21 protein-coding genes and 3 pseudogenes are annotated in these 23106 nt (G+C 60.4%); 5 read left to right on the forward strand and 19 right to left on the reverse strand.

Features of this window, described 5'->3' with window-relative positions; translation table 11 throughout:
- Window positions 1–74 precede the first annotated feature (74 nt).
- Entirely contained in the window at window positions 75–356 is a 282-nt protein-coding gene (locus NKI35_RS22895) for a DNA -binding domain-containing protein (RefSeq protein ID WP_352519782.1), read from the forward strand.
- Window positions 357–450: 94 nt separating this feature from the next.
- Here NKI35_RS22895 and NKI35_RS22900 read toward each other — a convergent pair whose 3' ends face one another.
- The 13 genes from NKI35_RS22900 to NKI35_RS22960 form a co-directional block, all read right to left on the reverse strand.
- Window positions 451–2361, reverse strand: coding sequence for a putative bifunctional diguanylate cyclase/phosphodiesterase (locus NKI35_RS22900; protein ID WP_352741555.1), 1911 nt, complete (start codon window positions 2359–2361; stop codon window positions 451–453).
- A gap of 292 nt (window positions 2362–2653) precedes the next feature.
- On the reverse strand, window positions 2654–3835 hold the full coding sequence (gene ubiM / locus NKI35_RS22905; protein ID WP_352741556.1) for a 5-demethoxyubiquinol-8 5-hydroxylase UbiM: 1182 nt from the start codon (window positions 3833–3835) through the stop codon (window positions 2654–2656).
- A gap of 418 nt (window positions 3836–4253) precedes the next feature.
- Window positions 4254–4370, reverse strand: coding sequence for a cbb3-type cytochrome oxidase assembly protein CcoS (ccoS, locus tag NKI35_RS22910; protein WP_502896567.1), 117 nt, complete (start codon window positions 4368–4370; stop codon window positions 4254–4256).
- Window positions 4371–4471: 101 nt separating this feature from the next.
- A complete protein-coding gene (locus NKI35_RS22915; RefSeq protein ID WP_352741557.1) occupies window positions 4472–5239 on the reverse strand; it encodes a CBS domain-containing protein in 768 nt (255 codons plus the stop codon).
- A 66-nt stretch (window positions 5240–5305) separates the two neighbouring features.
- On the reverse strand, window positions 5306–5476 hold the full coding sequence (ccoS, locus tag NKI35_RS22920) for a cbb3-type cytochrome oxidase assembly protein CcoS (RefSeq protein WP_023697810.1): 171 nt from the start codon (window positions 5474–5476) through the stop codon (window positions 5306–5308).
- A complete protein-coding gene (locus tag NKI35_RS22925) occupies window positions 5473–7761 on the reverse strand; it encodes a cation-translocating P-type ATPase (RefSeq protein ID WP_352741558.1) in 2289 nt (762 codons plus the stop codon). The genes ccoS (NKI35_RS22920) and NKI35_RS22925 overlap by 4 nt, the downstream gene beginning before the upstream one ends.
- The gene (locus NKI35_RS22930; protein ID WP_352741559.1) at window positions 7758–8255 is read right to left on the reverse strand and encodes a FixH family protein; all 498 of its coding nucleotides are present in this window, start codon (window positions 8253–8255) and stop codon (window positions 7758–7760) included. The genes NKI35_RS22925 and NKI35_RS22930 overlap by 4 nt, the downstream gene beginning before the upstream one ends.
- Window positions 8252–9811, reverse strand: a complete 1560-nt coding sequence (gene ccoG, locus NKI35_RS22935; RefSeq protein WP_352741560.1) for a cytochrome c oxidase accessory protein CcoG — start codon at window positions 9809–9811, stop codon at window positions 8252–8254. Before ccoG ends, NKI35_RS22930 begins: the two co-directional genes overlap by 4 nt.
- A gap of 128 nt (window positions 9812–9939) precedes the next feature.
- A complete protein-coding gene (ccoP, locus tag NKI35_RS22940) occupies window positions 9940–10803 on the reverse strand; it encodes a cytochrome-c oxidase, cbb3-type subunit III (protein ID WP_023694866.1) in 864 nt (287 codons plus the stop codon).
- 2 nt (window positions 10804–10805) lie between these two features.
- Entirely contained in the window at window positions 10806–10955 is a 150-nt protein-coding gene (locus NKI35_RS22945; protein ID WP_023766610.1) for a CcoQ/FixQ family Cbb3-type cytochrome c oxidase assembly chaperone, read from the reverse strand.
- A gap of 11 nt (window positions 10956–10966) precedes the next feature.
- Entirely contained in the window at window positions 10967–11698 is a 732-nt protein-coding gene (ccoO, locus tag NKI35_RS22950) for a cytochrome-c oxidase, cbb3-type subunit II (protein WP_023808094.1), read from the reverse strand.
- Window positions 11699–11709: 11 nt separating this feature from the next.
- Window positions 11710–13320 (reverse strand): cytochrome-c oxidase, cbb3-type subunit I, encoded by a 1611-nt coding sequence (gene ccoN / locus NKI35_RS22955; protein ID WP_023808093.1) that lies wholly within the window; start codon window positions 13318–13320, stop codon window positions 11710–11712.
- A gap of 554 nt (window positions 13321–13874) precedes the next feature.
- Window positions 13875–14621, reverse strand: coding sequence for a Crp/Fnr family transcriptional regulator (locus NKI35_RS22960; protein WP_031209009.1), 747 nt, complete (start codon window positions 14619–14621; stop codon window positions 13875–13877).
- 152 nt (window positions 14622–14773) lie between these two features.
- Between NKI35_RS22960 and hemN the strand changes: the two genes are divergently transcribed.
- Window positions 14774–16123, forward strand: coding sequence for an oxygen-independent coproporphyrinogen III oxidase (gene hemN, locus NKI35_RS22965; protein ID WP_352652410.1), 1350 nt, complete (start codon window positions 14774–14776; stop codon window positions 16121–16123).
- A 236-nt stretch (window positions 16124–16359) separates the two neighbouring features.
- On the opposite strand, the gene queE is transcribed toward hemN, so the two are convergent.
- The 3 genes from queE to queC are packed head-to-tail and all read right to left on the reverse strand — an operon-like array spanning window position 16360 to window position 18145.
- On the reverse strand, window positions 16360–17094 hold the full coding sequence (queE, locus tag NKI35_RS22970; RefSeq protein ID WP_023713158.1) for a 7-carboxy-7-deazaguanine synthase QueE: 735 nt from the start codon (window positions 17092–17094) through the stop codon (window positions 16360–16362).
- Window positions 17091–17447: a 6-carboxytetrahydropterin synthase QueD gene (queD, locus tag NKI35_RS22975; RefSeq protein ID WP_023807034.1), complete on the reverse strand. Its 357-nt coding sequence runs from the start codon at window positions 17445–17447 to the stop codon at window positions 17091–17093. Before queD ends, queE begins: the two co-directional genes overlap by 4 nt.
- A complete protein-coding gene (queC, locus tag NKI35_RS22980) occupies window positions 17447–18145 on the reverse strand; it encodes a 7-cyano-7-deazaguanine synthase QueC (RefSeq protein ID WP_023807035.1) in 699 nt (232 codons plus the stop codon). The genes queD and queC overlap by 1 nt, the downstream gene beginning before the upstream one ends.
- Before the next feature lie 556 nt (window positions 18146–18701).
- Between queC and NKI35_RS22985 the strand changes: the two genes are divergently transcribed.
- On the forward strand, window positions 18702–19091 hold the full coding sequence (locus tag NKI35_RS22985) for a hypothetical protein (protein WP_023747260.1): 390 nt from the start codon (window positions 18702–18704) through the stop codon (window positions 19089–19091).
- Between the two features lie 450 nt (window positions 19092–19541).
- Here NKI35_RS22985 and NKI35_RS22990 read toward each other — a convergent pair.
- A pseudogene (locus tag NKI35_RS22990) lies at window positions 19542–20694 on the reverse strand (IS1380 family transposase).
- Between the two features lie 97 nt (window positions 20695–20791).
- Window positions 20792–20893 (reverse strand): annotated as a pseudogene (locus tag NKI35_RS22995) (LysR family transcriptional regulator); the annotation flags it as partial.
- Between the two features lie 575 nt (window positions 20894–21468).
- Here NKI35_RS22995 and NKI35_RS23000 point away from each other — a divergent pair.
- Together NKI35_RS23000 and NKI35_RS23005 are read left to right on the forward strand one after the other, a co-directional pair.
- Entirely contained in the window at window positions 21469–21744 is a 276-nt protein-coding gene (locus NKI35_RS23000) for an acyl carrier protein (protein ID WP_031206078.1), read from the forward strand.
- Window positions 21745–22950 (forward strand): beta-ketoacyl-[acyl-carrier-protein] synthase family protein, encoded by a 1206-nt coding sequence (locus tag NKI35_RS23005; RefSeq protein WP_023808085.1) that lies wholly within the window; start codon window positions 21745–21747, stop codon window positions 22948–22950.
- Here the strand turns inward: NKI35_RS23005 and NKI35_RS23010 are convergent.
- A pseudogene (locus tag NKI35_RS23010) lies at window positions 22937–23101 on the reverse strand (LysR family transcriptional regulator); the annotation flags it as partial. The gene NKI35_RS23005 and the pseudogene NKI35_RS23010 sit on opposite strands and share 14 nt — an antisense overlap.
- Window positions 23102–23106 lie beyond the last annotated feature (5 nt).

Consider the following 23106-nt stretch of genomic DNA (forward strand, 5'->3'; position numbering starts at 1 on the left):
CAGCGACTAATCCCGGTTTCGGATTATCCCAGTTTGGGATATGCTGCGTGCGCTCACAGGCGAGATCCGCAGGCATGAATGGACCAATGGGAACAGATGAGACGCGAAGCTCAACTTTGAGCGATGAAGTCCCCTGGTCGGAGAACCTCACGAGCTACGACAGGGAGCATTTCAAGATCTACCTGCGGATCCTGGATGCCTGCGCCGACAATGCCAGCGAAAAGGAGATGGCCGAGCGCATTCTCGGCATAGACCCGTCCATTGACCCGGTCCGCGCCCGCAAAGCTCTTCGCAGCCATATCGACCGTGCGAACTGGATGGTGACGACCGGCTACAAGGAACTGTTCGCCGGCTGATGCACAGCGCCCACTGCCACGTGTTTCGAGCAGGCAAGTCTCTGTAGCCAAATTCGGCGGCGCACGGCCGCGACAGCCGGCGCTGCGGGAGCGGTCACAACTGGTTCGCGTGCTGTTTGACTGCCATTTCCAGTGCTTGCATCAAAGGCACAGCCTTGGAGAAGAGGAAGCCTTGAGCGGTTCGGCAGCCAAGCTTGTGCAGGGTTTGCCGATCCGCCTCTGTTTCGACGCCCTCGGCCATGACCTCGATCCCGAGCATGTCACCGAGTTCGATGACCGATTTGACAAGCAGTCGGTCCTCTCGGGACTTCGCCAGGCCGCGAATGAAGCCCTGGTCTATTTTCACCTTGCGTATCCGACGGTCCTTGAGAGATGCCAAGGTAGAAAAGCCGGTGCCGAAGTCATCGAGCGCGATGGAAATACCGGCATGTGAAAGCCGTCCGAGCTTTTCATCCACTCTGTCCGGGTCCACCGGCGATTCTTCGGTAATCTCGATTTCGAACATCGTTGCAGGCAGGCCTCTTGCCGCCAGACCATCCAGAACCATGTCGTCGATATCGCCGGCTTCCAGTTCGCGCGGGGAAACATTCATCGCCACACGAATGTTACGACAGTCAGCTTTCACCAAGCCGTCGATAAAAGCACAACAGTCGGCAAATACGGTTTGCGTCAGCAGCTGAAGCATTCCGGTTTCGCGTGCGGCTGTGATGATTTCGGGTGGAGAGATGGCACCATGCGTCGGATGGGACCATCTCAGCAAGGCTTCAAAACCGACCACGGTCTCGGTTTCGAGTTTCACGATCGGCTGGAACCAAGGTTGCAATCTTCCCGTCTTTATCGCCGAATGAAGATCCCGTTCGATGGACTGGCGACGTTGCAGTTCCCTGTCGAGTTCGGCATCGAACAGGCAAAATTCGTTCCTGCCATGGCGCTTGGCCGTATACAGGGCGATATCCGCCCGCAACAACATTTCAGTCAGACTCGGCGTCTGCGCCAAGTATATCCCTATCGATGCCCCGACCCGCACGGACGCGACCTCGATATAGGGGCGAGCAATTTTGGCTATGATATTGGAGGCGAGATCACTGGCAGAAAGCGAAGCTCTCGTTGAGGGAAAAACCAGCACGAATTCATCGCCGCCGATACGAGCGAGCGTTGAGCCTTCCGGTGCTTCCTGCTCTATGCGGCGGGCGATCATGACAAGCAGTTCATCACCGGTCCTGTGACCGTAGGTGTCGTTGACAGATTTAAAGCCGTCCAGATCAATCAGCATTGCCACGAATGGGCCATCCGCGGTCTTGAACCGACCGATGGCGTGTTCAAGGCCCCGCCTGTTGAGAAGGGCGGTCAGATGGTCCTCCCTGGAGTTGCGCTCCATTTCCGACGCAAGTCGCTCTGCCTCATGTCTCAGTCGGCTTGCTTCGCGGAAGCGCGCCTGCCCAACAAACGAAGCTCGGACCAAGCCGCCCATGAAGAGCAGAACGGTGAAAGCCAGAATGTAGCGTTCAAAATTGCCTTTCGCCAAAAGGCACGCCACCGTGATGAGGAGTGGAGGTGTGATGAAGCTGGTCGCCGCCGCGGCATACGAACTGCCATATGTAACCGCACCAGCTGAAATGCCCGCCAGTATGACCAGATGCATCGGTGCTTGTGGTGTTGTGTATCCAACAGTCAGCACGGCCGGGAAGGACCAGGCAAACCCTGCCAGAAGGGCAAGGACGCCAAACATGCGAAGGCGCGGCAAAACGCCAAGCAAATCCTGGTGGCGCCCCGTTTCCTTTAGCTGAAAACGGGCGAGGGCAAGCCGGACGGCATTTAGCGCATTGACGACCAGGAACCAGCTTGCAGCGGCAAAGCCGCCGCCAGAAAGGGCCTGCACCCCGCAAATCAGGCCTGACAGGATCGCGCTTATCGGCATCGACACGAACAGCCCGGCCCTCAGGTCAGCAAGCTGATCCTGACGGATTTTGGCCTCCAGCGATTCTTCTTTCTTTAGGGGTGCCATGAATGGATCAGCTTGCTTCCGTCATTGTTCGCGAGGACCAAACCTATGCAAGCCCACTGAAGGACGAGTTAACTACCAGCGAGGGTAACCAGTGCGCTCACCATGCTTCGGGTCACACCTTTGGCTTAGCATTGCCGAATCATCAAGGCTTCGCCCGCGCGCGTGCCTTGATCCGAATCATGCCATGATCGGCAACGTCACCAGGAAGCAACCTGGCCCGCGACGCCGCGGGCCAGCAAGACAAAGAGGCCGCGCCGAGACAGCGCTCCAGAGCGGTAGCGCTCTGTGCGATTCACCGCCTGAGCATGGCCGAAATGCCATGGCGGACAAAGGGAAGATGTTGGGCAAAGCGGAGCCCAGCATGTCTTGCAAGCCGTGCCGCCGGGTGCTCGCTTGAGTAAAGACCGACAAGCATGTTGGTGGCATGATAGAGCGGCGCCGCCGACAGCCGCAGCCGGCTTTCGTATCTGCCGAGCATGTCGGGATCGGCAATGTCGCGGCGGGCGCGACATGCTGTCAGTATTTTATGAGCGAGTTGCTTCTGGCCGCTGAGGCCGATGTTGAAGCCATGCGCGGTCACCGGGTGCATGCCGATGGCAGCGTCTCCTATCAGTGCCGCACTCGGTGCCGAGAACTTGTGCGCCCAGGTCGTGACCAGCGGATAGGCATGGCGTGTGCTTGCCAGGGTCATCTGCCCGAGGCGTCCTCGACACCGGTTCATCAATTCCATGAGGAACAATTCGTCATCGAGAACAGACAGTCTATCGGCCTCGATTGAGCGCAAAGTCAGAAGCAGCGACGACACGCCTTCCATGAGCGGCAACATCGCTATGGTCTGATGGTGGTCGAACCATTCGACCGCGATCTGGTGATGGAAGCGCTCGTGCCTCACTCGGCAAATCAGCATGGAGTGGCCAAGCGGATGGATGTTGGCGCCAATGCCGAGCAGGTCGCGCATCGCGGACAAACGCGAATCCGCTGCGACGAGCAGCCGAGCGGCCAATTGCCTGCCATCAGAAAGCGCTATGACCGCCTCGTCGTCGCTGGTTGTTGCATTGACGACCGAGTTGCCGCACAGCAGCCGGGCATGATCCTGGAAGTAGACAACTTTGAACAGGGCATCGCGGATCCGACAATTTGGGACCAGAAATCCGAGTGGTTCCCCAGATCCGCTGGGAGTATCGAAGCACAGGGCGAAAGGGCTCGATCCGTTGAGCACGCGCGCGCCATGAAGCGGTGATTTGTCCGATGCGGGGATGGCATCCCAGGCGCCGAGCTCGCGAAGGATTCTCACCGATGCGTGGGTCAGCGCGATCTCGCGACCGTCGAAAGCCGGATTCGCCAGGCTGTCGAGCGACTGCCGTTCAACCACTGCCACCTTGAGTCGGCTCCGGGCGAGCGATGCTGCGAAGGCAAGTCCGACCGGCCCAGCTCCGACGACAATGATGTCGAATGTCTCGACAGAGCCGGCCATCAGCGTGCCGCCATGGCGGCTATCTGCGATACGAAGCGCTCTTGAAGCATCGCAATCACCCACGGTTTGCCGCTCATCTCCCCATCGTCGATAGACATGCGTTCTCCGTTGGAAGCCTGGTCAATGAAACCACGCCGATGAAGAGATAACGCTGATCTGGATCAACCAGGCTCGACAAACCCGGCAACGGCGGGTTCACGGTCGAGTGGTCGATTGCCGCGAAAACGTTGCATGTCTAGTCATTCTGAATGGTCGGCTTCCCAATCGCGTGCCCCTCCTGGCCAAAGGTTCGGCAACGTATTGTGGCTGATCCGTTCTTCGCACGCGCGCCGATATCGTCATGATGCGGGCAATCGCCAGCAAAGATTCGGTCGACTGACGACCAGCATCCGCACAGTCGTTGGCGCCGCCAACCGGTTCAGCCTCGCGGCTCTTCCCGATCGATAAGGATCCGCTGGGCGGAGCCGTCGAGATCTTCGTATTGGCCGCTCATCAAGATCCACAGGAAGCCCCGGTCCAAGCCCCACCAAAACAGGCGGCGGCCATCGCATTCCCTCAGGACGGGCGTCTTCGCTGCCGACAGCGTGCTCGCCAACCATGACGGGCGCTATACGCCGAAGGAACTCGCCGACGGCCTCATGTCCAAGTGATGTGGGAAGGGAGCAGAACCAAAGGGACTCTGCTTGGCGTCCCCGCTTTTTTCGCAGCTATGAAACCGTCACCGAACGGATCCGTACTGAGGAGGAGGCCGTCCTTGACTTGCCCGACGCCGGCAACCTTCTCAGCCGCAACAATCGCTGCCTTCCGCTGACGCTCGTCGACAATCGCCCCCTTCAGTTCGACAAGGCCGTCGCTGACCCTCACATCGATCAAGTCACCACCGCTCCAGGTTTGTGACTGCAGTTCGGCAAGTATCGCGTTGCGGATCAGGTCGTCATCGGGTGGAGTGGTTCCCTGTTTCGGCATGGCGCGGATCAGGACAAGCAGCAAATCAGTTCGCGTGATGATGCCGACGACCCTTTCCCGATCGACAATCGGCACATTGTTGATGCGATGTTGCATCATCAAGTCGACAATATCTGCAATCGAGGCGCCAGGAGGCGCCGAGATGACGGGTGTGGTCATCACCTGATGGATGATCCGTCCGTTCGAGCGCACATAGTCATTAGCGGTTGTGCCCGGGCCAAGATCAAACTCCAGCCAGCGCGGACGCACACGCTGGGTTCCGAGTTCCTCTCGGCGCAAGAAGTCGCTTTTGCTTACAATGCCAATCAGGGTGCCGTCGCTGTTCGCTACCGGCAGGCAGCTGACCTTGTTTGAAAGCATGCGCTCGACCGCTTCGGCGATCGTCGCGTTCGCATGCGTCGTGATGACTGGCTTTGTCATGATGGATTCGGCTTGCATCCTCACCCTCCTGATCTTTCGTCGGACGACGATAGGACATCCCGACGCGCGGCGCGTTGATCTGAGTCACTTGGAACGAGGAGGATTCTCCGCGCCGTCGTCGCGGTCGATAAGAATGCGCTCCGCCGCGCCATCGAGATCGTCGTACTGGCCGCTTCTCAATGCCCACAGGAAGCCGGACAGGCCGAGTGCGCCAAGGAACAGCGCCACCGGAATGAGATAGGCGAGCGTCGTCATGAGGATTCGGCCAAGGCGCCGCCCCGCCCGGGCCTGTCTTGCCGCGCGGTTTTGGACGACGCGCCCATTGCGAAGCCTTGCAGGCGCATGGCATTTCCAATCACAAGCAATGACGAGGCAGACATCGCGACCGCCGCGATGAGAGGCGTAACATGACCCAGAATGGCGATCGGCACGGCAACAGCATTATAAACGATCGCAATTGTTATGTTCTGTCGGATCAGGCTTCCCGCCTTGCGCGACACGTCCAGCGCCAGCGGGATCGCCAAGCGGCTTTCGCGCAGAAAAACGAAGTCGGCTGCATTGCGGCCAATGTCGGCGGCCGTGGCGGGTGCGATCGAGACATGCGCGGCGCTCAGCGCTGGTGTGTCGTTGAGCCCGTCGCCAACCATCAAAACCTTGTGCCCGTCTCTCGCCAGGCTCTCGATGCATTCAACCTTGCCGGACGGTAGCAGGCAGGGAACGAAGTCATCGACACCAAGCATGTCGGCAACCTCGGCGCAGGCTTTCGCGGTATCGCCCGACAGCATTTCCACGCACATACCAGCGTTGCGCAGTTGATCGATCGCTGCCCTGGTGTCGAGGCGTAGCGCGTCCTCGAAAACGAAGGATGCGACAATCATGCCGTTTTTCGTCAGGACTGTTCCGCCATAGCCATGTTTGGCTTCGCCGCCGGTTCGAGCCTTCCAGCCAGCCCATCCGCGTCTACCCAGCCGCCAGGTGCTACCGGCGGCTGTGGCTTCGATCCCGAAACCCGGGTGCTCGGTCACCGCGTCGAATTTGTGCTGGCTGCTGCTGACGGAAAAGCTGGCAATGGCCTTTGAATATGGATGACGCGAATGCGCGGCCAAGTCGGCAGCGATTGCCAGCATGGCGGGATCGATCGACGACGTGTTGACGAGCCTGGGCTGGCCAAGCGTGAGCGTGCCGGTCTTGTCGAACACCGCCGTGTCGATTGTCGCCAGGCGTTCCATGGCCGAGCCATCCTTGACCATGATGCCGTTCTCGAACAGGCGCCGCGCGGCGACCACCTGAACGATTGGAACGGCGAGGCCAAGCGCGCACGGGCATGTGATGATGAGAACAGCGATGGCGATGGTCATCGCCCGGTGCCAGTCGCCAGTCACCGCCATCCAGCCCAGGAAGGTTGCCAAGGCGGTGAGATGAACCACGGGCGCGTAGAGTGCCGACACGCGGTCGGCGATACGGCGATACCGGGCGCGACCACCTTCGGCGGCCTCCATCAACCGAACCATTTCCGACAGGAATGAATCCTTGGCGGCCGCTGTCGCCTCAATCGTCAGCGGACCGGTGAGGTTGAGGACACCGGCCTGCACAATCTCCCCTGGCGCGACGTTTCGCGGCGTGCTCTCGCCAGTGACCAGTGAGCAGTCAAGATCCGACGCTCCATGAACGATCGTGCTGTCGACGGGGATTCTCTCGCCGGCTGCAATGAGCAGTTGCATCCCCGGTTCGATTTCGCCAACCGGCAAATAGTCCCGTGCGCCATCGCCGCGCAGCACCATCGCGCCACGCGCGGCCAACTGTGACAGGTTCTTTACCGCGGTCCGCGCGCGTTCGCGCATCACGTGATCGAGCGTGCGGCCGATCAGGAGGAAAAACAGCAGCGACACCGACGCATCGAAATAGGCGTGGTCGCCATGGGTGATCGTCTCATAGAGGCTCATTGCGTAGGCTAGCGCAACGCCGACGGCTATCGGCACGTCCATGTTCATGCGGGCATGGCGCAGTGCATTCCACGCCGACTTGAAGAAGATGCCGCCGGCGAAGGCCAGCGCAGGAATGGCGATCAGAGCCGAGACCCAGTGGAACAGGTCGCGGGTGGCGCCCTCGGCGCCGGACCAGACCGACACCGAGAGCAGCATGATGTTGCCCGCAGCAAAGCCGGCAACAGCGACGGCGCGGATAAGCTCCGAAAGCATCTTGTCCTTTGCATCAATCTCGGCTTCGAACAAATGCGCCTGATAGCCGAGCCGGCCGAGCACAGCGACCAAAGGTGGAGCCTCGTCGCCGCGCCAGCGGACTGAGACCCGCTTGGTTGACAGGTTCACGCGAGCTGCCTCGACGTGACCGAGTTTTCCCAAGGCCGTCTCGATCGTCTGGATGCAGGCGCCGCAATGAACGGTCGGCACCGAAAGGTCGATCTGATGAAGGTCGTCGCCAAGCGATCGGCTGGCCAGCCTGACCTCCTGGCTGGACGGCAGAACTGAAGTGGCGCTGACAAGATCCAGCGCGACTTCCGCGCCCGGTGCACAGCAGCTCATTTTAGCGCTCCATTGGAAATCATGACCCTGCGCACGTCGCGATAAGGTTTTGCCAGGCCGGCATCGGCGTCTATTTCGATGATCCAGACACCATTCCTTGGCACGTGTTGTGCTGCAAACTCCTGGCCAGAGACCAGGGCGAGCGTGACGGACTCATCCTCTTTCTCGTAAGCCGGATGGCGAAACAGCACCTTCACGCCATGCAGGGAAACCGGTTTGCCCGCGGCGTCGATGATGCGATAGCGGACTTCGCCCCATGCGATGGTCAACTGGCCGGTCCAGCCAAGCGCTGCCTGCGCACGGCCTTCCTCGGCCTTCTTGTTGAATTGCTGGCTCGCCACATAGGTATTTTCGACGACAAGGCCGGTCCAGCTTGTGTTGGCAAGCGTCGCCATCGTGAGATTGACCGCGATGACCACGCCGAAAAAGGCAAGGATGGTGGCCAACATGTGCCTGCCGGTGAACTCGCGGGGTTTTCGCGTGGTGGCGTTCATCTGGCGATCTCCGGCGAGTTGAAGGTGGCGGTGTATTCGTTGGACTCGAAGCTGACCTTGTCTTCGACCCGGAATGTGAAGGTCTGCGCCTGGCCATGAATCTGGTCGGCGGGCAGGCGCACGAAAACCTTCAACATCTTCAGCCGGTCGGGTTCGACCTGGACTGCAAAGGAGCGATCGGCGGGGAGATCGACGCCAACGATGCTCATCTCCGCGCCTGGCAAACCCCCGAGGGTGACGATAATCGTTCTCGGTTCGGGGATCATGTTTAAGAGCTTGACGGTATAGCCATTGCGGATCGAGCCGTCCGAGAGCGTCACGAATTGCGGGTTGCGGTCGTGTAGGACATTGATTTCGAGCCGGTCGCGCGTCAGCAGCGAAAAGAGCAGGCCCAGCCCGATCAGCGACCACATGGCCATGTAGACATAGGTTCGTGGCCGAAAGATCTTGCGGATATGGAAATGCGCCACCCTGTCCGAAAACAGGCCGTCATCCGTCCTGACCAGTGATGGATCGACCGAGCTGGCGCCGCCGGCGGTGGCCAGCATCATGTTGGCGTTGTAGTCGGAGAGCGTCGCGTAGGAGATCAGTCCTCGCGCTTTGCCGAGCTTGTCCATGACGCCGTCACAGGCATCGATGCAGAGCGCGCAGGTGATGCATTCGAGTTGCTGACCGTCGCGTATGTCGATCCCCATCGGACAGACGGCGACACAGGCATTGCAGTCGACGCAATCGCCGACGGGATGCCCTGCGGCAAGAACCTTCTTGGCGTGACGCGTGCGCGGTTCGCCGCGCCAGTCATTGTAGGTGACGGTGAGCGAGCTCTCGTCGAGCATGGCTGCCTGGATGCGCGGCCATGGGCACATATAGGTGCAGACCTGTTCGCGCATCAGCCCGCCAAACGTGTAGGTCGTCGCCGTCAGGACCGCGATGGTGATGTAGGCGACAGGCGCTGCCGTGCCGGTGAAGAGTTCGCCGAGCAGCGTCGGCGCATCGGCGAAATAGAAGATCCATGCGCCACCAGTCGCTACGGCTATGACCAGCCAGATGACGTGTTTCGATGCCCGCAGCACAAGCTTACGAGTGGTCCAAGGACCGGCATCGAGCTTGATGCGTGCGTTGCGGTCGCCCTCGATCGCGCGCTCGACGACCAGGAACAGATCGACCCATACGGTCTGTGGGCATGTGTAGCCACACCAGGCACGGCCAACAGTCGATGTGATCAGGAAAAGACCGACGCCGGCCATGACCAGAAGGCCGGCGACATAGTAGAATTCCTGGGGCCATATCTCGATGAAGAAGAAATAGAAGCGCCGGTTGGCGACATCGAGCAGCACCGCCTGGTCGGGGGCAAACGGACCGCGGTCCCAGCGCAGCCACGGCGTGAGATAGTAGATGCCGAGCGTGATCGCCATCACGATCCATTTGAATCGGCGAAAGCTGCCAGAGGCCCGCTTCGGGAAGATCTTCCTGCGCGCGGCATACATTGGCTGGCGCACCTGGGCGGAGTTGACCGTCGTGGGTTCGATCCGTTCTATTTGCGTGTTATCGAGCACGAGAAGCTCCAGTCACCAGCGACGATTTCGCCGGAAGCCGACTCATCGGTTCTGGATGATGCCGAGGCCCGGCTTGCGCCGGGCCTCGTCGCTTGGCGGGAGGGGGAGGACGAGAATAGGCTTCTTTCCTATTCTCCGCCGCCAAGCGAATGGATGTAGACCGCCAGTTCCTTGACCTTGATCTCGCCGAGGCGCGCGCCCCAAGCCGGCATCACGCCGTGTTTCGGTGCGGTTACCTGGGCGGCGATGGCCGCTTCGCCTGACCCGTAGAGCCAGATGGCGTCGGTCAGATCTGGAGCGCCGAGTTCCTTGTTGCCTTTTGCATTGTCGCCATGACAGGCCACGCAGTTTTCGGCAAAGACCTTTGCGCCCGGCGCGACCAATGCTTGATTGACGACGGCCCCCGACAGACTGGCGACGTAGGCGCTGACCTGTTTGATCTGGTCGGCGGTGATGATGTCGGCAAAAGCGGGCATTTCCGACAGGCGCGTATCCGGATCGGAGGCGAAGCGAATGCCATGGGTGATCGTCTGCTGAATCTGGTCCGCCTTGCCGCCCCACAGCCAGTCGTCGTCGTTAAGGTTGGGGAAGCCCTTGGAGCCCTGGGCGCCGGAACCATGGCACTGCACGCAATTGAGCTTGAACGCGGCACCGCCGGCGGCGACGGCGAATTCGCGCAGCGTGTCGTCCGCCGCGATCTCCGAAACACTTTTCGCTTCTATCGCGGCGACATATTTGCCCTTGGCCGCTTCAGCCGCGGACAACTCGTTCCCGACATCGTTGCGGCTGGAGTAGCCGAGCACCCCCTTGGTTGCCGTGTGCAGCAGAGGCCATGCCGGATAGGCGATGGTGTAGCCGATCGCCCAGACTATGGTGATGTAGAACGTCCAGATCCACCAGCGCGGAAGCGGGTTGTTGAGCTCCCGGATGCCGTCCCACTCATGACCGGTGGTTGAGATGCCGGAAACCTCGTCAATGTGATCGCTGCTCATGATCAGTCCTCCTTCAGAGGAATTTGAGCTGCTTCGCCGGCTTGCCTGCGGCTGCCGGGACGAAGTGCAAAGGCAACGGATCCGATGAAGAAAAGAGCCATGGCAAGTAGGCCCCAGCTGTCGGCAAACTCCCGCATGAAATTGTACGTCATCGCCATTGTCCTCAGCGGTAGCCGGCGGTCTCATCGTAGTTCTTGAAATCGACCAGCGTGCCCAGCATCTGGAGATAAGAAACCAGCGCGTCCATTTCGGTGACTTGCTGCGGGTTGCCGTCGAAGTCGCCGATCTTGGCCTTGGGGTAGCGGGCCTCGAGGCCGGACGTGTCGGCGTTGGGATCAGCCTGCGTCATCAGATCGGCGTTAGCATGCGCGATCATGTCATCGGTGTAAGGGGCACCGACACGCCGGTTTGCGACCAGATGCGTCGAGAAGTCCTTCACCGCGATCGGCTTGTCCTTCAGGAAGGCATAGCTCGGCATGATCGATTCCGGCACCACGGACCGTGGATCTGTCAGGTGATCCACGTGCCACAGGTTGGAATAGCGGTCGCCAACGCGGGCGAGATCCGGTCCGGTGCGCTTCGATCCCCACTGGAACGGGTGGTCGTACATCGACTCGGCCGCCAGGCTGTAGTGGCCGTAGCGCTCGACCTCGTCACGGAACGGCCTGATCATCTGGCTGTGGCAGAGGTAGCAGCCCTCGCGGACGTAGATGTTGCGCCCGACCAGTTCGAGCGGCGAGTAAGGCCGCATGCCTTCCACCTTCTCGATCGTGTTATCGAGATAGAAGAGAGGCGCGATCTCGACGATGCCGCCGATTGTCACGACCAGCAGCGACCCGAGGAGAAGAAGTGTAGCGTTCTTCTCGATCAGTGCGTGTCTGTTCATCAACCTCATTTTCTGTCTCATCATCGCGCAAGCTGGAGGGCGGGGGTGGAGCGCGGCAGCGGATCCTGCTCGCGCCGGTAGCCGAGGATGGTCATGGCAATGTTCCAGGCCATGATCAGGGCGCCGAAGAGGTACATGGCCCCACCGATGGCGCGCATGATGTAATAAGGATGCATGGCGGCCACGGTTTCGGCGAAGGAGTAGACCAGGAAGCCCTGCTCGTCGTATTCGCGCCACATCAGGCCCTGCATGATGCCGGACACCCACATCACCGCGGCGTAGACAACGATGCCAAGCGTCGCCAGCCAGAAGTGCCAGGTCACGAGGCGCAGCGAGTAGAGCCGTTCACGGTTCCACAGCTTCGGCACCATGAAGTAGATTGCGCCAAACGAGATCATGCCAACCCAGCCGAGTGCGCCCGAATGGACGTGCCCGATGGTCCAGTCGGTATAGTGCGACAGAGAATTGACCGTCTTGATTGACATCACCGGGCCCTCGAAGGTGGACATGCCGTAGAAGGCGATGGCCATCACCATCATGCGGATGATCGGGTCAGTGCGCAGCTTGTCCCAGGCGCCCGACAGCGTCATCAGGCCATTGATCATGCCGCCCCATGACGGCATCCACAGCATGATCGAGAACACCATGCCGAGTGTCTGCGCCCAGTCAGGCAAAGCGGTGTAGTGCAGGTGATGGGGCCCGGCCCAGATGTAGAGGAAGATGATTGCCCAGAAATGGACGATCGACAGGCGGTAGGAATAGACCGGCCGGTTGGCCTGCTTGGGCACGAAATAATACATCATGCCCAGGAAGCCGGCGGTCAGGAAGAACCCGACGGCATTGTGGCCGTACCACCACTGCGTCAGGGCGTCCTGGACGCCGGAAAATGCGGAATAGCTCTTGGATCCGAGGAAGGAGGCCGGCATCGAGAGGTTGTTGATCACATGCAGCATCGCGATGGTGACGATGAAGGAGAGATAGAACCAGTTGGCGACGTAGATGTGCGGTTCCTTGCGCTTCAAGATCGTGCCCAGGAAAAGGATCAGGTAGGCGACCCAGACGATGGTCAGCCAGATGTCGACATACCATTCGGGTTCCGCATATTCGCGGCTCTCGGTGATGCCGAGCAGATAACCGGTCGCGGCCATGACAATGAAGAGCTGGTAGCCCCAGAACACAAACCAGGCGAGATCGCCACCGAACAGCCGAGCGCGGCATGTGCGTTGGACGACATAGAGAGACGTGCAAAGCAACGCGTTGCCGCCGAAGGCAAAGACGACGCCCGAGGTGTGCAGAGGCCGCAAGCGGCCGAAGTTGAACCAGGGCTGTATGTTGAGATCGGGATAGGCAAGCTGCAGCGCGATGACCACGCCGACAAGCATGCCGATGACACCCCAGAACATGGTGGCGATGGCGCCATAGCGGATTGGACCATCCATGTAGGCGGACGGGTCGATCGGAGCGGCAGGCTTGAACTCAGTGTTACGCAGTAGGATCGCAGTGAAGCCAGCCAAGGCGAAGAACAAGACCCACATATGCTGGCGAAAGGGTTCATCCACCCCAGCGCCAGCCGCCACCAAAGCCGCGAATGCGAACAGGCTTAGAAGCACGATTTCTTTGCCGAATTTCATCGCAAGCCCCGATTTCCAATTCCGGCGGATGCCAAACCGCGGTGCCTTATTGCGCAGCCGTCGCCTGCTCGCCCTGATCCATGTCAGAGCCGCACCATTTTGCTCGAGCAGCATCGAGTTCGGTGCGATCAGACTGCGACGATCGAATGTGGAAGCGCACCACCGGCCGCCCGTTTATGGATGGGGCCTGGCGTCCCCGGTCGGGCCCCGGGTGAGGAGGCGACCGCGGGCGTGTGGGGGAGCGCACCTTCTGCGACGCTGGAAAGCAGGTCGACGCCTTACCGAACCCCGCGTTCAATGCCTTGGAACAGCCAGCGCCAGCGTTACGCTGCCGTCGTGACATTCATGGCTTTGGGGAGACGGCGATTTTCCCCTGCGGATGAGGCGTATTGACTTCGGCCAAGTGTGGATGCTTCGCCCACGAGCCGAAAGGCAACTGGCGCATACGATCGGATGGAGAACGGGCGTCGCTACGCGACTTCTTCTGAGCCCAACGCGAGCATGCCCTGCCCCCAATGAAGTAAGTGACGGGGGCCATGCAGCTTCTGCGTCATTCAAACGACTGTAGCGCCTCGGCCGCCGCAGCGCCGTTCCAGCCGGCTCATGCTGTCCACGGTGACGCGGCGGTTGTTCTCGATCCGAATCACGCCGTCCAACCTCAGGCTGGTCAGCTGACGGCTCACGGTCTCGTTTGTGATTCCAAGGAAATCAGAAATGTCGGCACGCGTCATCGGCAGCTCGAAGCACGTCGAGCTAGCCGTCGGGTCAACATTGGAGCCGATGTTCCGGGCAATCATGAGGAGAAAGCTCGCCACCTTCTCTGGTGCGGTCTTGCGCCCCAGAGTCACCATCCATTCGCGTGCCTCGTCAAGTTCGTTCAGCGCCTGCTTGAGCAGGCGATGCACAAATTCGGGTGACTGCTTCATCATCCGTTCGATGGCCGCTCTGGGAAACGAGCATAGCGAGACAGCTGTTGCCGCTTCCGCATTGATCGCACTTTTCATCTTGAAGGGCCGACCCAGAAAATCCGGGGCGAACTGCAGGCCGACAATCTGTTGGCGTCCATCTGACAGGCTCTTCGTGAGCTTCACCACGCCTGAAAGCACGTTCGAATAACAATCGACCGCCTCGGCGTCGCCGATCAGTTCGACCCCCGGCTCGATATTGTGCCGCGACGACGTCTTGGCGAGCTGAGCCAAATGGTCTGGCTCTAGCGCGCCACAGACACCGCGGCGCCGTGCCTCGCAAGACAGGCAAAGAACGGGGATGCCGGAACTGTGAATATCCTGCCGTAATGTCATTCGATCGCTCTACCGGTCCGTGCGGGCAGGATAGCATCCACGGTAGAAAAATCCTTGCGGCAGTTTGTCCGTGCTGAAGGTTGATCGAAATCAGGGCTTAGGCTCATCCAAGCATCCACAGTTCGGGCGACGCAAACACGGTGGACCACGACATGCGACAAAAGCTAGTTGCCAGATTTGGCGAGAACGTCCCGCGCTACACGAGCTACCCGACCGCGCCGCATTTCCATCCAGGCGTTGATGCTGCCGTTTGTCGTGGCTGGCTGCAAGCGCTCGGCGGTGGTGACGAGATCTCGCTCTATCTGCACATCCCTTACTGCGACAAGCTTTGCTGGTTCTGTGCCTGCCATACCAAGCAGACACGCCATTACGAACCGGTGACCACATATCTGCGCTCACTGCATGCCGAGATCGCCACCGTCGCCAGTCTTGTCGCAGGCAAGGGTCGCGTCCGTGCCGTCCATTTCGGTGGCGGTTCGCCGACCATCCTCAAACCCGAAGATATGGTGGCGCTGGGAACCGCCCTGCGCAACAGCTTCGGCTTTCTTCCCGGCGCCAAGATCAGCGTTGAAATCGAACCCAACGATATGGATGGAGCCCGCCTCGATGCGCTTGCCGAAATCGGCATGACTCGTGCGAGCCTCGGCGTCCAGGACTTCGATCCGAAGGTTCAGAAGGCAATCAACCGCGAGCAGAGCTTTTTGCAGACCAAAGCGGTAGTCGACGGTGTTCGTTCGCGCGGCGTCGAATCCGTCAATCTAGACCTGCTGTACGGCCTGCCGCACCAGACCAGGGCGAGTGTTTCCTCAACGGTCGCGCAGGCACTGACCCTGGAGCCGGACAGGATAGCGCTTTTTGGCTACGCCCATGTGCCGTGGTTCAAGAAACATCAGACGATGATAGACGAGGCATGGCTGCCCGGTCCCGCGGAGAGATTTGCTCAATCGCAACTGGCGGCGCGGGCGATCGTGGACCAGGGGTACGAAGCAATCGGCCTCGACCATTTCGCCAAACCCGGCGATGCCCTGGCCCTTGCCGCCCGCGCCGGAACACTGCACCGGAACTTTCAGGGTTACACCGACGATTGCTGCGAAACCTTGATTGGGTTAGGCCCATCGTCCATCAGCCAGTTTCGGCAGGGCTATGCGCAGAACATGCCTTCGACCAGCGAATATCGATGCACGGTTGATGACGGCGGGCTGGCCGCTGTTCGGGGTATCGCACTTTCCAACGACGACCGCGTTCGCGGCTGGATCATCGAGCGTTTGATGTGCGACTTCGCCTTCTCGGCCATCGATCTGGTGGAACGCTTCGGCGAGGCCGGCCAGAGGCTCCTCCTTCAGTCAAGTTCCATGGCCCTCCACGATCCGGTTCGATTGCTTGAACTTGATGGCGACAGATTCGTTGTGCCGGCTGAAAGTCGCCCTTTCGTCCGAAGCATCGCGGCCAGGTTCGACAAATATTTCGAAGCTGGAACGGCCAGGCACTCGGCGGCAGTCTGAGCACTCAGAGGAACGGTCATGCCTCTCAGTCGATCATGGACCGCGGTACGTTTGTTGATCGGCGACCGTCTATCGAGACAAGATTCGGAGCGGACCAGACGCGTCTTGGCGCAGCGACGATATCGTCCGCTCGAGCCCTGCCTGTCGGATCATGGTTGTAGGCGACAGCTCCCTTCGACCTGAACCACCCGTTCACCCGAATTCTGCCGGCGCAGTTCCAGTGGAACGGGCCTGGGCTAGACGGCTCTCTTGTTACCCCAGAGCACAACGTGCAGCTGCGGTAGCACGCGGGCCTCGAACCATCGGTCGCGGGTCACGCTGTCAACCAGCCACTCCATGCGCTTCAATATTCCGTCAAGGTCGACAGGCGCGTCATCATTTGTGGGGTGTGGCGGCGTGTGATTGCCAGGCTGCAGATAGATCGGAAGTTGCGGAAATTGCGCAGCGGCGTCTTTCGCGTAGGTGTAGTCCCTTTCGTCGAAAACAATGAGCTTGAGCACGACTTGGGGCTTGCCTTGTGCCGCCTGGAGGCACGCCTCGACAGCGGCCCAATCTGTCGTCATTTGGCTTGACGGCGGCTTTGGGCTGAGGATCAGCACGTCAAGCTGCGCAAACCAGTCCCTGGCAAGCGACCCTTGGGTTTCCAGCGCAAAACGGTAACCGTCACCATGGCCCCGGTCGATGAGCGCGCCGAGCGGCTGGATGGCCGGATTGCCGCCTGATAGCGACACCATCAGCGGGCGGCCACCGGAAAGGGCAAGCACATTTTTCCACACCGCGCCAACGGACATCATCTCCCATTCATGGCGGAATTGATTGTCCACAGCATGGAGGCTGTCGCACCAGGAACAGCGATAGTCACACCCGCCGGTTCTGACGAAGATCGTCGGCAAACCTATGAGCACGCCCTCGCCCTGGATCGTCGGCCCGAAAATCTCGCTAACGCGGATTGCGGGATGAGTATTCGTCATGGCCGGTATTCCGCCCAGGTTTTCGGCGTTTCGCTCACCCGCACGGCCGCGGTTTCGCTCAGGCGTGCCTTGCACCATTCGTAGAAATGTCTGGCCAGATATTCCGCCGTGACTTGCTCGTGTCCCAGCACGTCGTTGAGATGTCGGTGGTCGAAGCTCTCGTCGATGTAGCGTTTGAATGGCGCCAAGTCGTGGTAGTCGCGCACGAAGCCGTGATCGTCCAGTCCATCCGCTGAAAGCTCCACTTCGACGATGTAGTTATGTCCGTGCAGGCGCGCGCATTGGTGATCGGGTGGCAATGAGGTGAGCTGATGCGAGGCTGAGAAGTGGAATTCCTTGGTGATGCGGAACATTACGCGGTGGTCCTTCGCAGCGCTCCGAGCCAGAAGTCGGAGTCCTCATACTCCGTTGGGTCCGGGTGCCCAGCGATGTGAAACGCCTCACGCCGCTCGACGCAGGTCCCGCACCTCCCGCAATGACGCTCGGCGCCCTTGTAACAGGACCAGGTCTGCGCAAACGGCGTGCCGTATGTGGCTCCATCCGTAACAATGTCCGCCTTCGCCAAGTTCACATAGGGTGCATAAAGGCGAATCTGCGCGTAGCCGTCGAGCGCGTGGTCCTGCATCATCTGGAAAGCGTCGATGAAGGCCGGACGGCAATCGGGATAGACAACGTGATCCCCACCATGCACGGCCGTCGCCACTGCGTCAGCGTCTTGCGCTGCGGCGAGGCCGAAGGCAATGGCCAACATGATGGCGTTCCGGTTGGGCACCACGGTTATCTTCATCGTGTCTTCGGCATAGTGCCCGTCGGGCACGTCCACATTGTCGGTCAGCGCGGAGCCGGAAAGGCCGCCGCCGATCTCGTGGATATCGATGATTCGCTGCGGGACACTCAGGCGCTCCGCGCAAAGGGTGGCGAAGCCCAATTCCTTCCTATGCCGTTGGCCGTAATCGAACGATAGCAGGCCGGTAAGCTGGTGCTCCGCTGCCACCTTGTGGGCAAGAGTAACGGAATCCAATCCGCCGGAGCAGACGACGAGAGTCTTCATCGTTGGGTCCTTGTTTTAACCGGGTAGGCTGCGACCGGAGATTTCTCTGCGCTCAAGTACTTCAGGAAAACCATTTTGTGAAGTGAACGGAGACCAATTCGTGCGCTTGCGTGCGATGCGCAAAAAGCCTTCGCGGTGAGCTGCAAGGACACGGACGAGACGTCACCCTTGAGCGGAATGCTCAGAGTCGAACGCTTCTCGGGGACAAAGTTCTCGACGAGCAGAGCCTGGCGGTCCCGAGCGCCGAGCGACGCCGGTGCAACGGTTTCGGGGTACAAAGCCGAGATGGGCTTGCCGCAAACAGCTCACTAATCAGGGATGTTCAGCGATGCCGAAATCCAGATATTGGGGTGGATTATGAGGTCAATTGTCGCGACAGCTTGGCTGGCCTGCTCCTTGCGTTTCGTAGAAGCAGCGCATTCCACTTCAGGAGCATTTTGATGAGCACGCCCTCAATGGATGACCGGCGAACCCTGAATAACCGGTCGTGAGCCGACATCTGTGAACAAGCGGTGTGGTCGATTGCAATCACCCATGTCTTGCGCACAGGTACCTCATGGCAGTGGATGAACTGAACTTGATGGTTTTACAGATGGCAGTCGAAAGCGTCCGCTCGCTCTCGTTGAGCTTCGCTGAAAAAGCCGCCGAGATAGCCACCAGGAGCCGCGGCAGCCTGCTTTTCGACGTTCGGATCGACGGTGACGCGCAGGTCCAGCGGGTCGCAGCCATCCGATATCACGGCGGCCAATTCGGCGTGCTGGCGTTAGACGGACACGGCCTAGTTACCCACTATTGCATCGTTAACGGTATGTTCTCACATTACATTGCGGCCTTGGAGAGCTGGCACAGGATGCCCCTGTCGATGCAGGCCAAGATGGATGCCAACGGCAATGCCCGTCTTTTCGTAGCGGCGTTGCGGGATGCCGGACATATGCTGGGCACCTAGCATATGGCCAAGTGCATCTCTGAATTTGCATGTGCATCACTGCGATGGCGCCGGCATGATCGTGATGCTCGAAAAGGGCTGCGGCGGCCGTGGCAAAGCGGTCGCCGCGATGATGGTGTCAACGGCGTTGCATCGATGCGAGCGTTTAGACAGAGGTCTCCTCCTGGCATAGCGCGCATGCAAGGAGCTACGCAAGCGCAAATGTATCAAGTATTTTGAAGCGACGACCCCTCATGCCTATGGAGCTGCGATGCACGGGCGGCATAAGCCTCGTTGCCATCTAGCCGCCTTGATGCACGGCGATGAGCTTTCGGCGGCCTGCATCGGCGATCTGGCCGCCCTGTGCATTTTGACAAGCCTCGTCGGGTGCCGGCGATGATCCGTCGTGATGGCAGGCGGGGGTTTACAGGTTGCGGTCGGCGGGTTCGTTTCGGGCGCCTGCGCCCATCGTTATGTCGCGAGTTGGGGGATGCGATCGAGGACGATGCGCAGGATGCGCTGGTCGGGGCACGATGTCGGCAGGTGCAGGCGGATTTGCGATTTCATCTCGACCACCCGCGCAGCGATTTTGATGAGGCGCAATCGCAGCGTGTCGAATTGGGCGACGGCAAAGCTCGAGCGCCTCGGCATCGCGGCCCGCAAGCCCCACATCAACCAGTAAGCACCGGCATGCAGGAATAGCCGGAACTGGTTGGCCGTCGCTCTGGTGCAGGATGTGCGGTCGGCGGCAAGATGCGTCTTCCACGATGTGGTTCTCGGCCGCGCCGCGCCGGCAGTAGACATCCTCGTAGAGCGCCTTGGCCTTCCCACCGGCAAGGTTGGTGACGACGAAGCGGATATCGCCACCGTGGGCGCCGACCTCGACCCGCGCGATGATGCGCTCGACGCGGCTCCAACTAGCGGCGCCGTCAACGAACTCCTTGAACCTGCGGACCTTGCCTGTCTTGGCCGACGCTTCGAAGCGCGCCGTCGTGCTGGCATCCAGATCCGCGACATGCTTGCGCAGGGTCGTGGTGGACGCGAGGCTAAAGATGAAGTCGACGTCGTTGGCGCGGCACCAGTCGATGACCTGCGGGTTGCAATAATGGCTATCGCCGCGGAGCAGGATACGAATGTTCGGCCAGTTGATCCGGATCGCCCGCACCAGACGGCGCAGGTGGGGGCGGATCTCAGCCCCACTCGGCCGCTTGGCCGGTCGCAGGATCGCGCTGACGAACCGTCCCGCACCAACACGACGATCCGGCTGGAAGCCGTACTCGTTATGGTGGGCATTGAACAGGCGAAGCTGTTGGCCTCCGTGCACAGCGTCGAAGGTGTCGAGAGCGCGGCGCAGCCGGTTGGCGTCGTTGCCGTCCTCGTAGCCGGCGGCGATCATCTTCATGCGAAAGCCGATCATGTCCGCCAGGCTGTGGACGACCTGGTCCGGGCAGCGCGGATCGTCGATGCAACGCGGCAGACGCTCGGCCATCCGCAACCGCTTTTCCACCTCGGCCAAGGCCAGAACGCCGCTGTTGGACGACAGCATGCCGCCGTCGAAACGGGCGACGACGGACTTGCCGCCGACTGATGACAAACCGCTCAGCGGCAGCGCAAGATCGTTCATGGTGGGTGTGTTCTCGGGAAATGGTTCGGATCGGCTTAAGCAACCAAATCCTACGTCATTTCAACGGGCTTGCGCCACATCCACCAACCCCCATGAATTTGGCTAGGTTGATGCGGCGTGCCGCCGCCGTGAGGCTGCGCTCGCTCAGCAGCGCGTCGAGAACGACGAGAAGATTCAGATCGAGCCCTTTGAAACGCATGTCTTAGCTATCCATAGCGTGGATGAATTTGATTGAAACAAAGGATTTTACCAATTTTCCGGAATGTCGCATGGACCTGGCAGGATCTCAAGTGCGCCGATCACTGCCCCTATCGCGTGGCGAGTCCCTTGAGAAGAGCCCGAAAGAGGAAATCTGTCGCGTGCGGTGGAGATTGTACTGGAAATGAGAGGCAGCGCTCCGATCATGTCGAACTCTCCGACGAATGGCGGACCGGTACAATAGTTGATCGCAACTGGTCCGGAGCTATGAAACATCTCGATTACATATGAGGTGCCGAGTGAATACGCTGACAGCACCCACCGTCGCAGCGTTTAGCTGACGTTTGACGACGGTTCCTATCCATTTACACGCAGATTCTTGATGTGCTGGCGCAAAAGCGGGAGGCCGGCGACTTTTCTTCGTCATCGGGCTGACGCCGCAGAAGCCGGAACTCGTCCGGTTCCTATGGGCATTGGGCTTGGTCGGCGCACAGGGCTCCATGAGGGGCAATTTTGGCAACGCGACGCGACTCGGGTTTTGAACGACGCCGAAAACGCAAGCTGGAAAGGAACAAGATGGCAGATCAACTCGCCAACGAAATAATCGCCATGATCAAGAAGCGCGCCGCGTCGGAGGGCGGCATAGCGCCTGCCACAGGCGGCGAGATAACGGCTGCCACGAGACTGACTTCGCTCGGTATCGATTCACTGGGATTGGCGGACGTTCTCTGGGACCTGGAGCAGGCCTACGGCATCGAGATCGAGATGAATACGGCCGAGGCATGGTCGGATCTCCAGAATGTTGGGGACATGGTGGAAGCCGTGCGCAGCTTGCTCGCTACGGGGGTGTGAATGGACAGGCGCGTCGTGATTACTGGGATTGGCGGGATTTGCGGGCTTGGGACCAACACCGCCGCCATTTGGACAGAGATGCGAGAAGGCCGCTCCGCCATCGGCCCAATCGTCAACTCCGAGCTCCATGAATTGAGGGTCAGGATTGGTGCCGAGATCAAAGCGCTGCCGGAGCATGACATCGACCGCAAGCAACTCATCTCCATGGACCGCTTCAGCCTGCTCGCTGTTCTTGCGGCGCGCGAAGCCATGCGTCAGGCCGGACTTTCCTCCAAAGAGGGAAATAGCTATCGCTTCGGTGCGACGGTGGGCGTTGGCGGCTGCGGGTGGGATGCGATCGAGCAAACCTACCGCGCCATCCTGCTGGGCGGTAAGCGTGCCGCTCTCTTGACTGTACCCAAGGCGATGCCGGGTGCCGCTGCCGGCCAGGTCAGCATGAGTCTCGGCCTGCGCGGGCCGGTCTTCGGCGTCACGTCCGCCTGTTCCTCGGCAAACCATGCGATTGCCTGCGCGGTGGACCAGATCAGGCACGGCCGGGCCGACGTGATGCTTGCCGGCGGCAGCGAAGCGCCGCTCATATGGGGTGTGCTGAAGGCATGGGAAGCGATCCGCGTGCTTTCGCCCGATGCTTGCCGGCCATTCTCGGCCGATCGCCAGGGCCTATCGCTTGGTGAAGGCGCCGGCATGGCGGTGCTGGAAAGCTACGAGCATGCCCTGGCTCGGGGCGCCACCATCCTTGCCGAAATTGCCGGTGCCGGCCTTTCCGCCGATGCGTCCGACATCGTCGCGCCGACTGTCGAGGGGCCGGAGGCAGCAATGCGGGCCTGCCTTGCCGATGCCAGGCTGGACGCCGAGGATGTCGACTATCTCAACGCGCACGGCACCGGCACAAAGGCCAACGACCAGATCGAGACGGCGGCGATCAAGCGAGTCTTCGGTCAGCACGCCTTCTCAATGTCCATTTCTTCTACCAAGTCCATGCACGCGCATTGCCTCGGCGCGTCCGGCGCGCTCGAGTTGATCGCCTGCGTGATGGCTATCCGCGAGAGCGTCGTGCCGCCGACTGCCAATTATCGTGAGCTGGACCCCGATTGCGATCTCGACGTCACGCCCAATGTGGCACGCGAGCGCAAGGTGCGCGTGGCACTGAGCAACTCCTTCGCCTTTGGCGGCACGAACGCGGTTCTGGCGTTCAGGCAGGTGTAGAAGCCATGAGAGATGCCTCCGGCAACATTATCTCTCGCATCCAGATGCTTGCCAGATAACTATTGTGAAGGGCGGGTCATTGACCGCCTCGGCGAATGCGGGAAGTGGCAGCGGAAGCTCGACGATCCGGGGGTATCGTCTTTGCGAAATTCTTAA

The organism is Mesorhizobium sp. M0676 (assembly GCF_040320535.1).
GTDB lineage: Bacteria > Pseudomonadota > Alphaproteobacteria > Rhizobiales > Rhizobiaceae > Mesorhizobium.

What these genes read in the sequence shown, in the direction of transcription:
- NKI35_RS22895 (WP_352519782.1), top strand. Translation starts at nt 75, where the DNA reads ATGAATGGACCAATGGGAACAGATGAGACGCGAAGCTCAACTTTGAGC.
- NKI35_RS22900 (WP_352741555.1), bottom strand. Translation starts at nt 2,361, where the DNA reads ATGGCACCCCTAAAGAAAGAAGAATCGCTGGAGGCCAAAATCCGTCAG.
- ubiM (WP_352741556.1), bottom strand. Translation starts at nt 3,835, where the DNA reads ATGGCCGGCTCTGTCGAGACATTCGACATCATTGTCGTCGGAGCTGGG.
- NKI35_RS22915 (WP_352741557.1), bottom strand. Translation starts at nt 5,239, where the DNA reads ATGCAAGCCGAATCCATCATGACAAAGCCAGTCATCACGACGCATGCG.
- ccoS (WP_023697810.1), bottom strand. Translation starts at nt 5,476, where the DNA reads ATGACGACGCTCGCCTATCTCATTCCGGTGGCGCTGTTCCTTGGCGCA.
- NKI35_RS22925 (WP_352741558.1), bottom strand. Translation starts at nt 7,761, where the DNA reads ATGAGCTGCTGTGCACCGGGCGCGGAAGTCGCGCTGGATCTTGTCAGC.
- NKI35_RS22930 (WP_352741559.1), bottom strand. Translation starts at nt 8,255, where the DNA reads ATGAACGCCACCACGCGAAAACCCCGCGAGTTCACCGGCAGGCACATG.
- ccoP (WP_023694866.1), bottom strand. Translation starts at nt 10,803, where the DNA reads ATGAGCAGCGATCACATTGACGAGGTTTCCGGCATCTCAACCACCGGT.
- NKI35_RS22945 (WP_023766610.1), bottom strand. Translation starts at nt 10,955, where the DNA reads ATGACGTACAATTTCATGCGGGAGTTTGCCGACAGCTGGGGCCTACTT.
- ccoO (WP_023808094.1), bottom strand. Translation starts at nt 11,698, where the DNA reads ATGAGGTTGATGAACAGACACGCACTGATCGAGAAGAACGCTACACTT.
- ccoN (WP_023808093.1), bottom strand. Translation starts at nt 13,320, where the DNA reads ATGAAATTCGGCAAAGAAATCGTGCTTCTAAGCCTGTTCGCATTCGCG.
- NKI35_RS22960 (WP_031209009.1), bottom strand. Translation starts at nt 14,621, where the DNA reads ATGACATTACGGCAGGATATTCACAGTTCCGGCATCCCCGTTCTTTGC.
- hemN (WP_352652410.1), top strand. Translation starts at nt 14,774, where the DNA reads ATGCGACAAAAGCTAGTTGCCAGATTTGGCGAGAACGTCCCGCGCTAC.
- queE (WP_023713158.1), bottom strand. Translation starts at nt 17,094, where the DNA reads ATGACGAATACTCATCCCGCAATCCGCGTTAGCGAGATTTTCGGGCCG.
- queD (WP_023807034.1), bottom strand. Translation starts at nt 17,447, where the DNA reads ATGTTCCGCATCACCAAGGAATTCCACTTCTCAGCCTCGCATCAGCTC.
- queC (WP_023807035.1), bottom strand. Translation starts at nt 18,145, where the DNA reads ATGAAGACTCTCGTCGTCTGCTCCGGCGGATTGGATTCCGTTACTCTT.
- NKI35_RS22985 (WP_023747260.1), top strand. Translation starts at nt 18,702, where the DNA reads ATGGCAGTGGATGAACTGAACTTGATGGTTTTACAGATGGCAGTCGAA.
- NKI35_RS23000 (WP_031206078.1), top strand. Translation starts at nt 21,469, where the DNA reads ATGGCAGATCAACTCGCCAACGAAATAATCGCCATGATCAAGAAGCGC.
- NKI35_RS23005 (WP_023808085.1), top strand. Translation starts at nt 21,745, where the DNA reads ATGGACAGGCGCGTCGTGATTACTGGGATTGGCGGGATTTGCGGGCTT.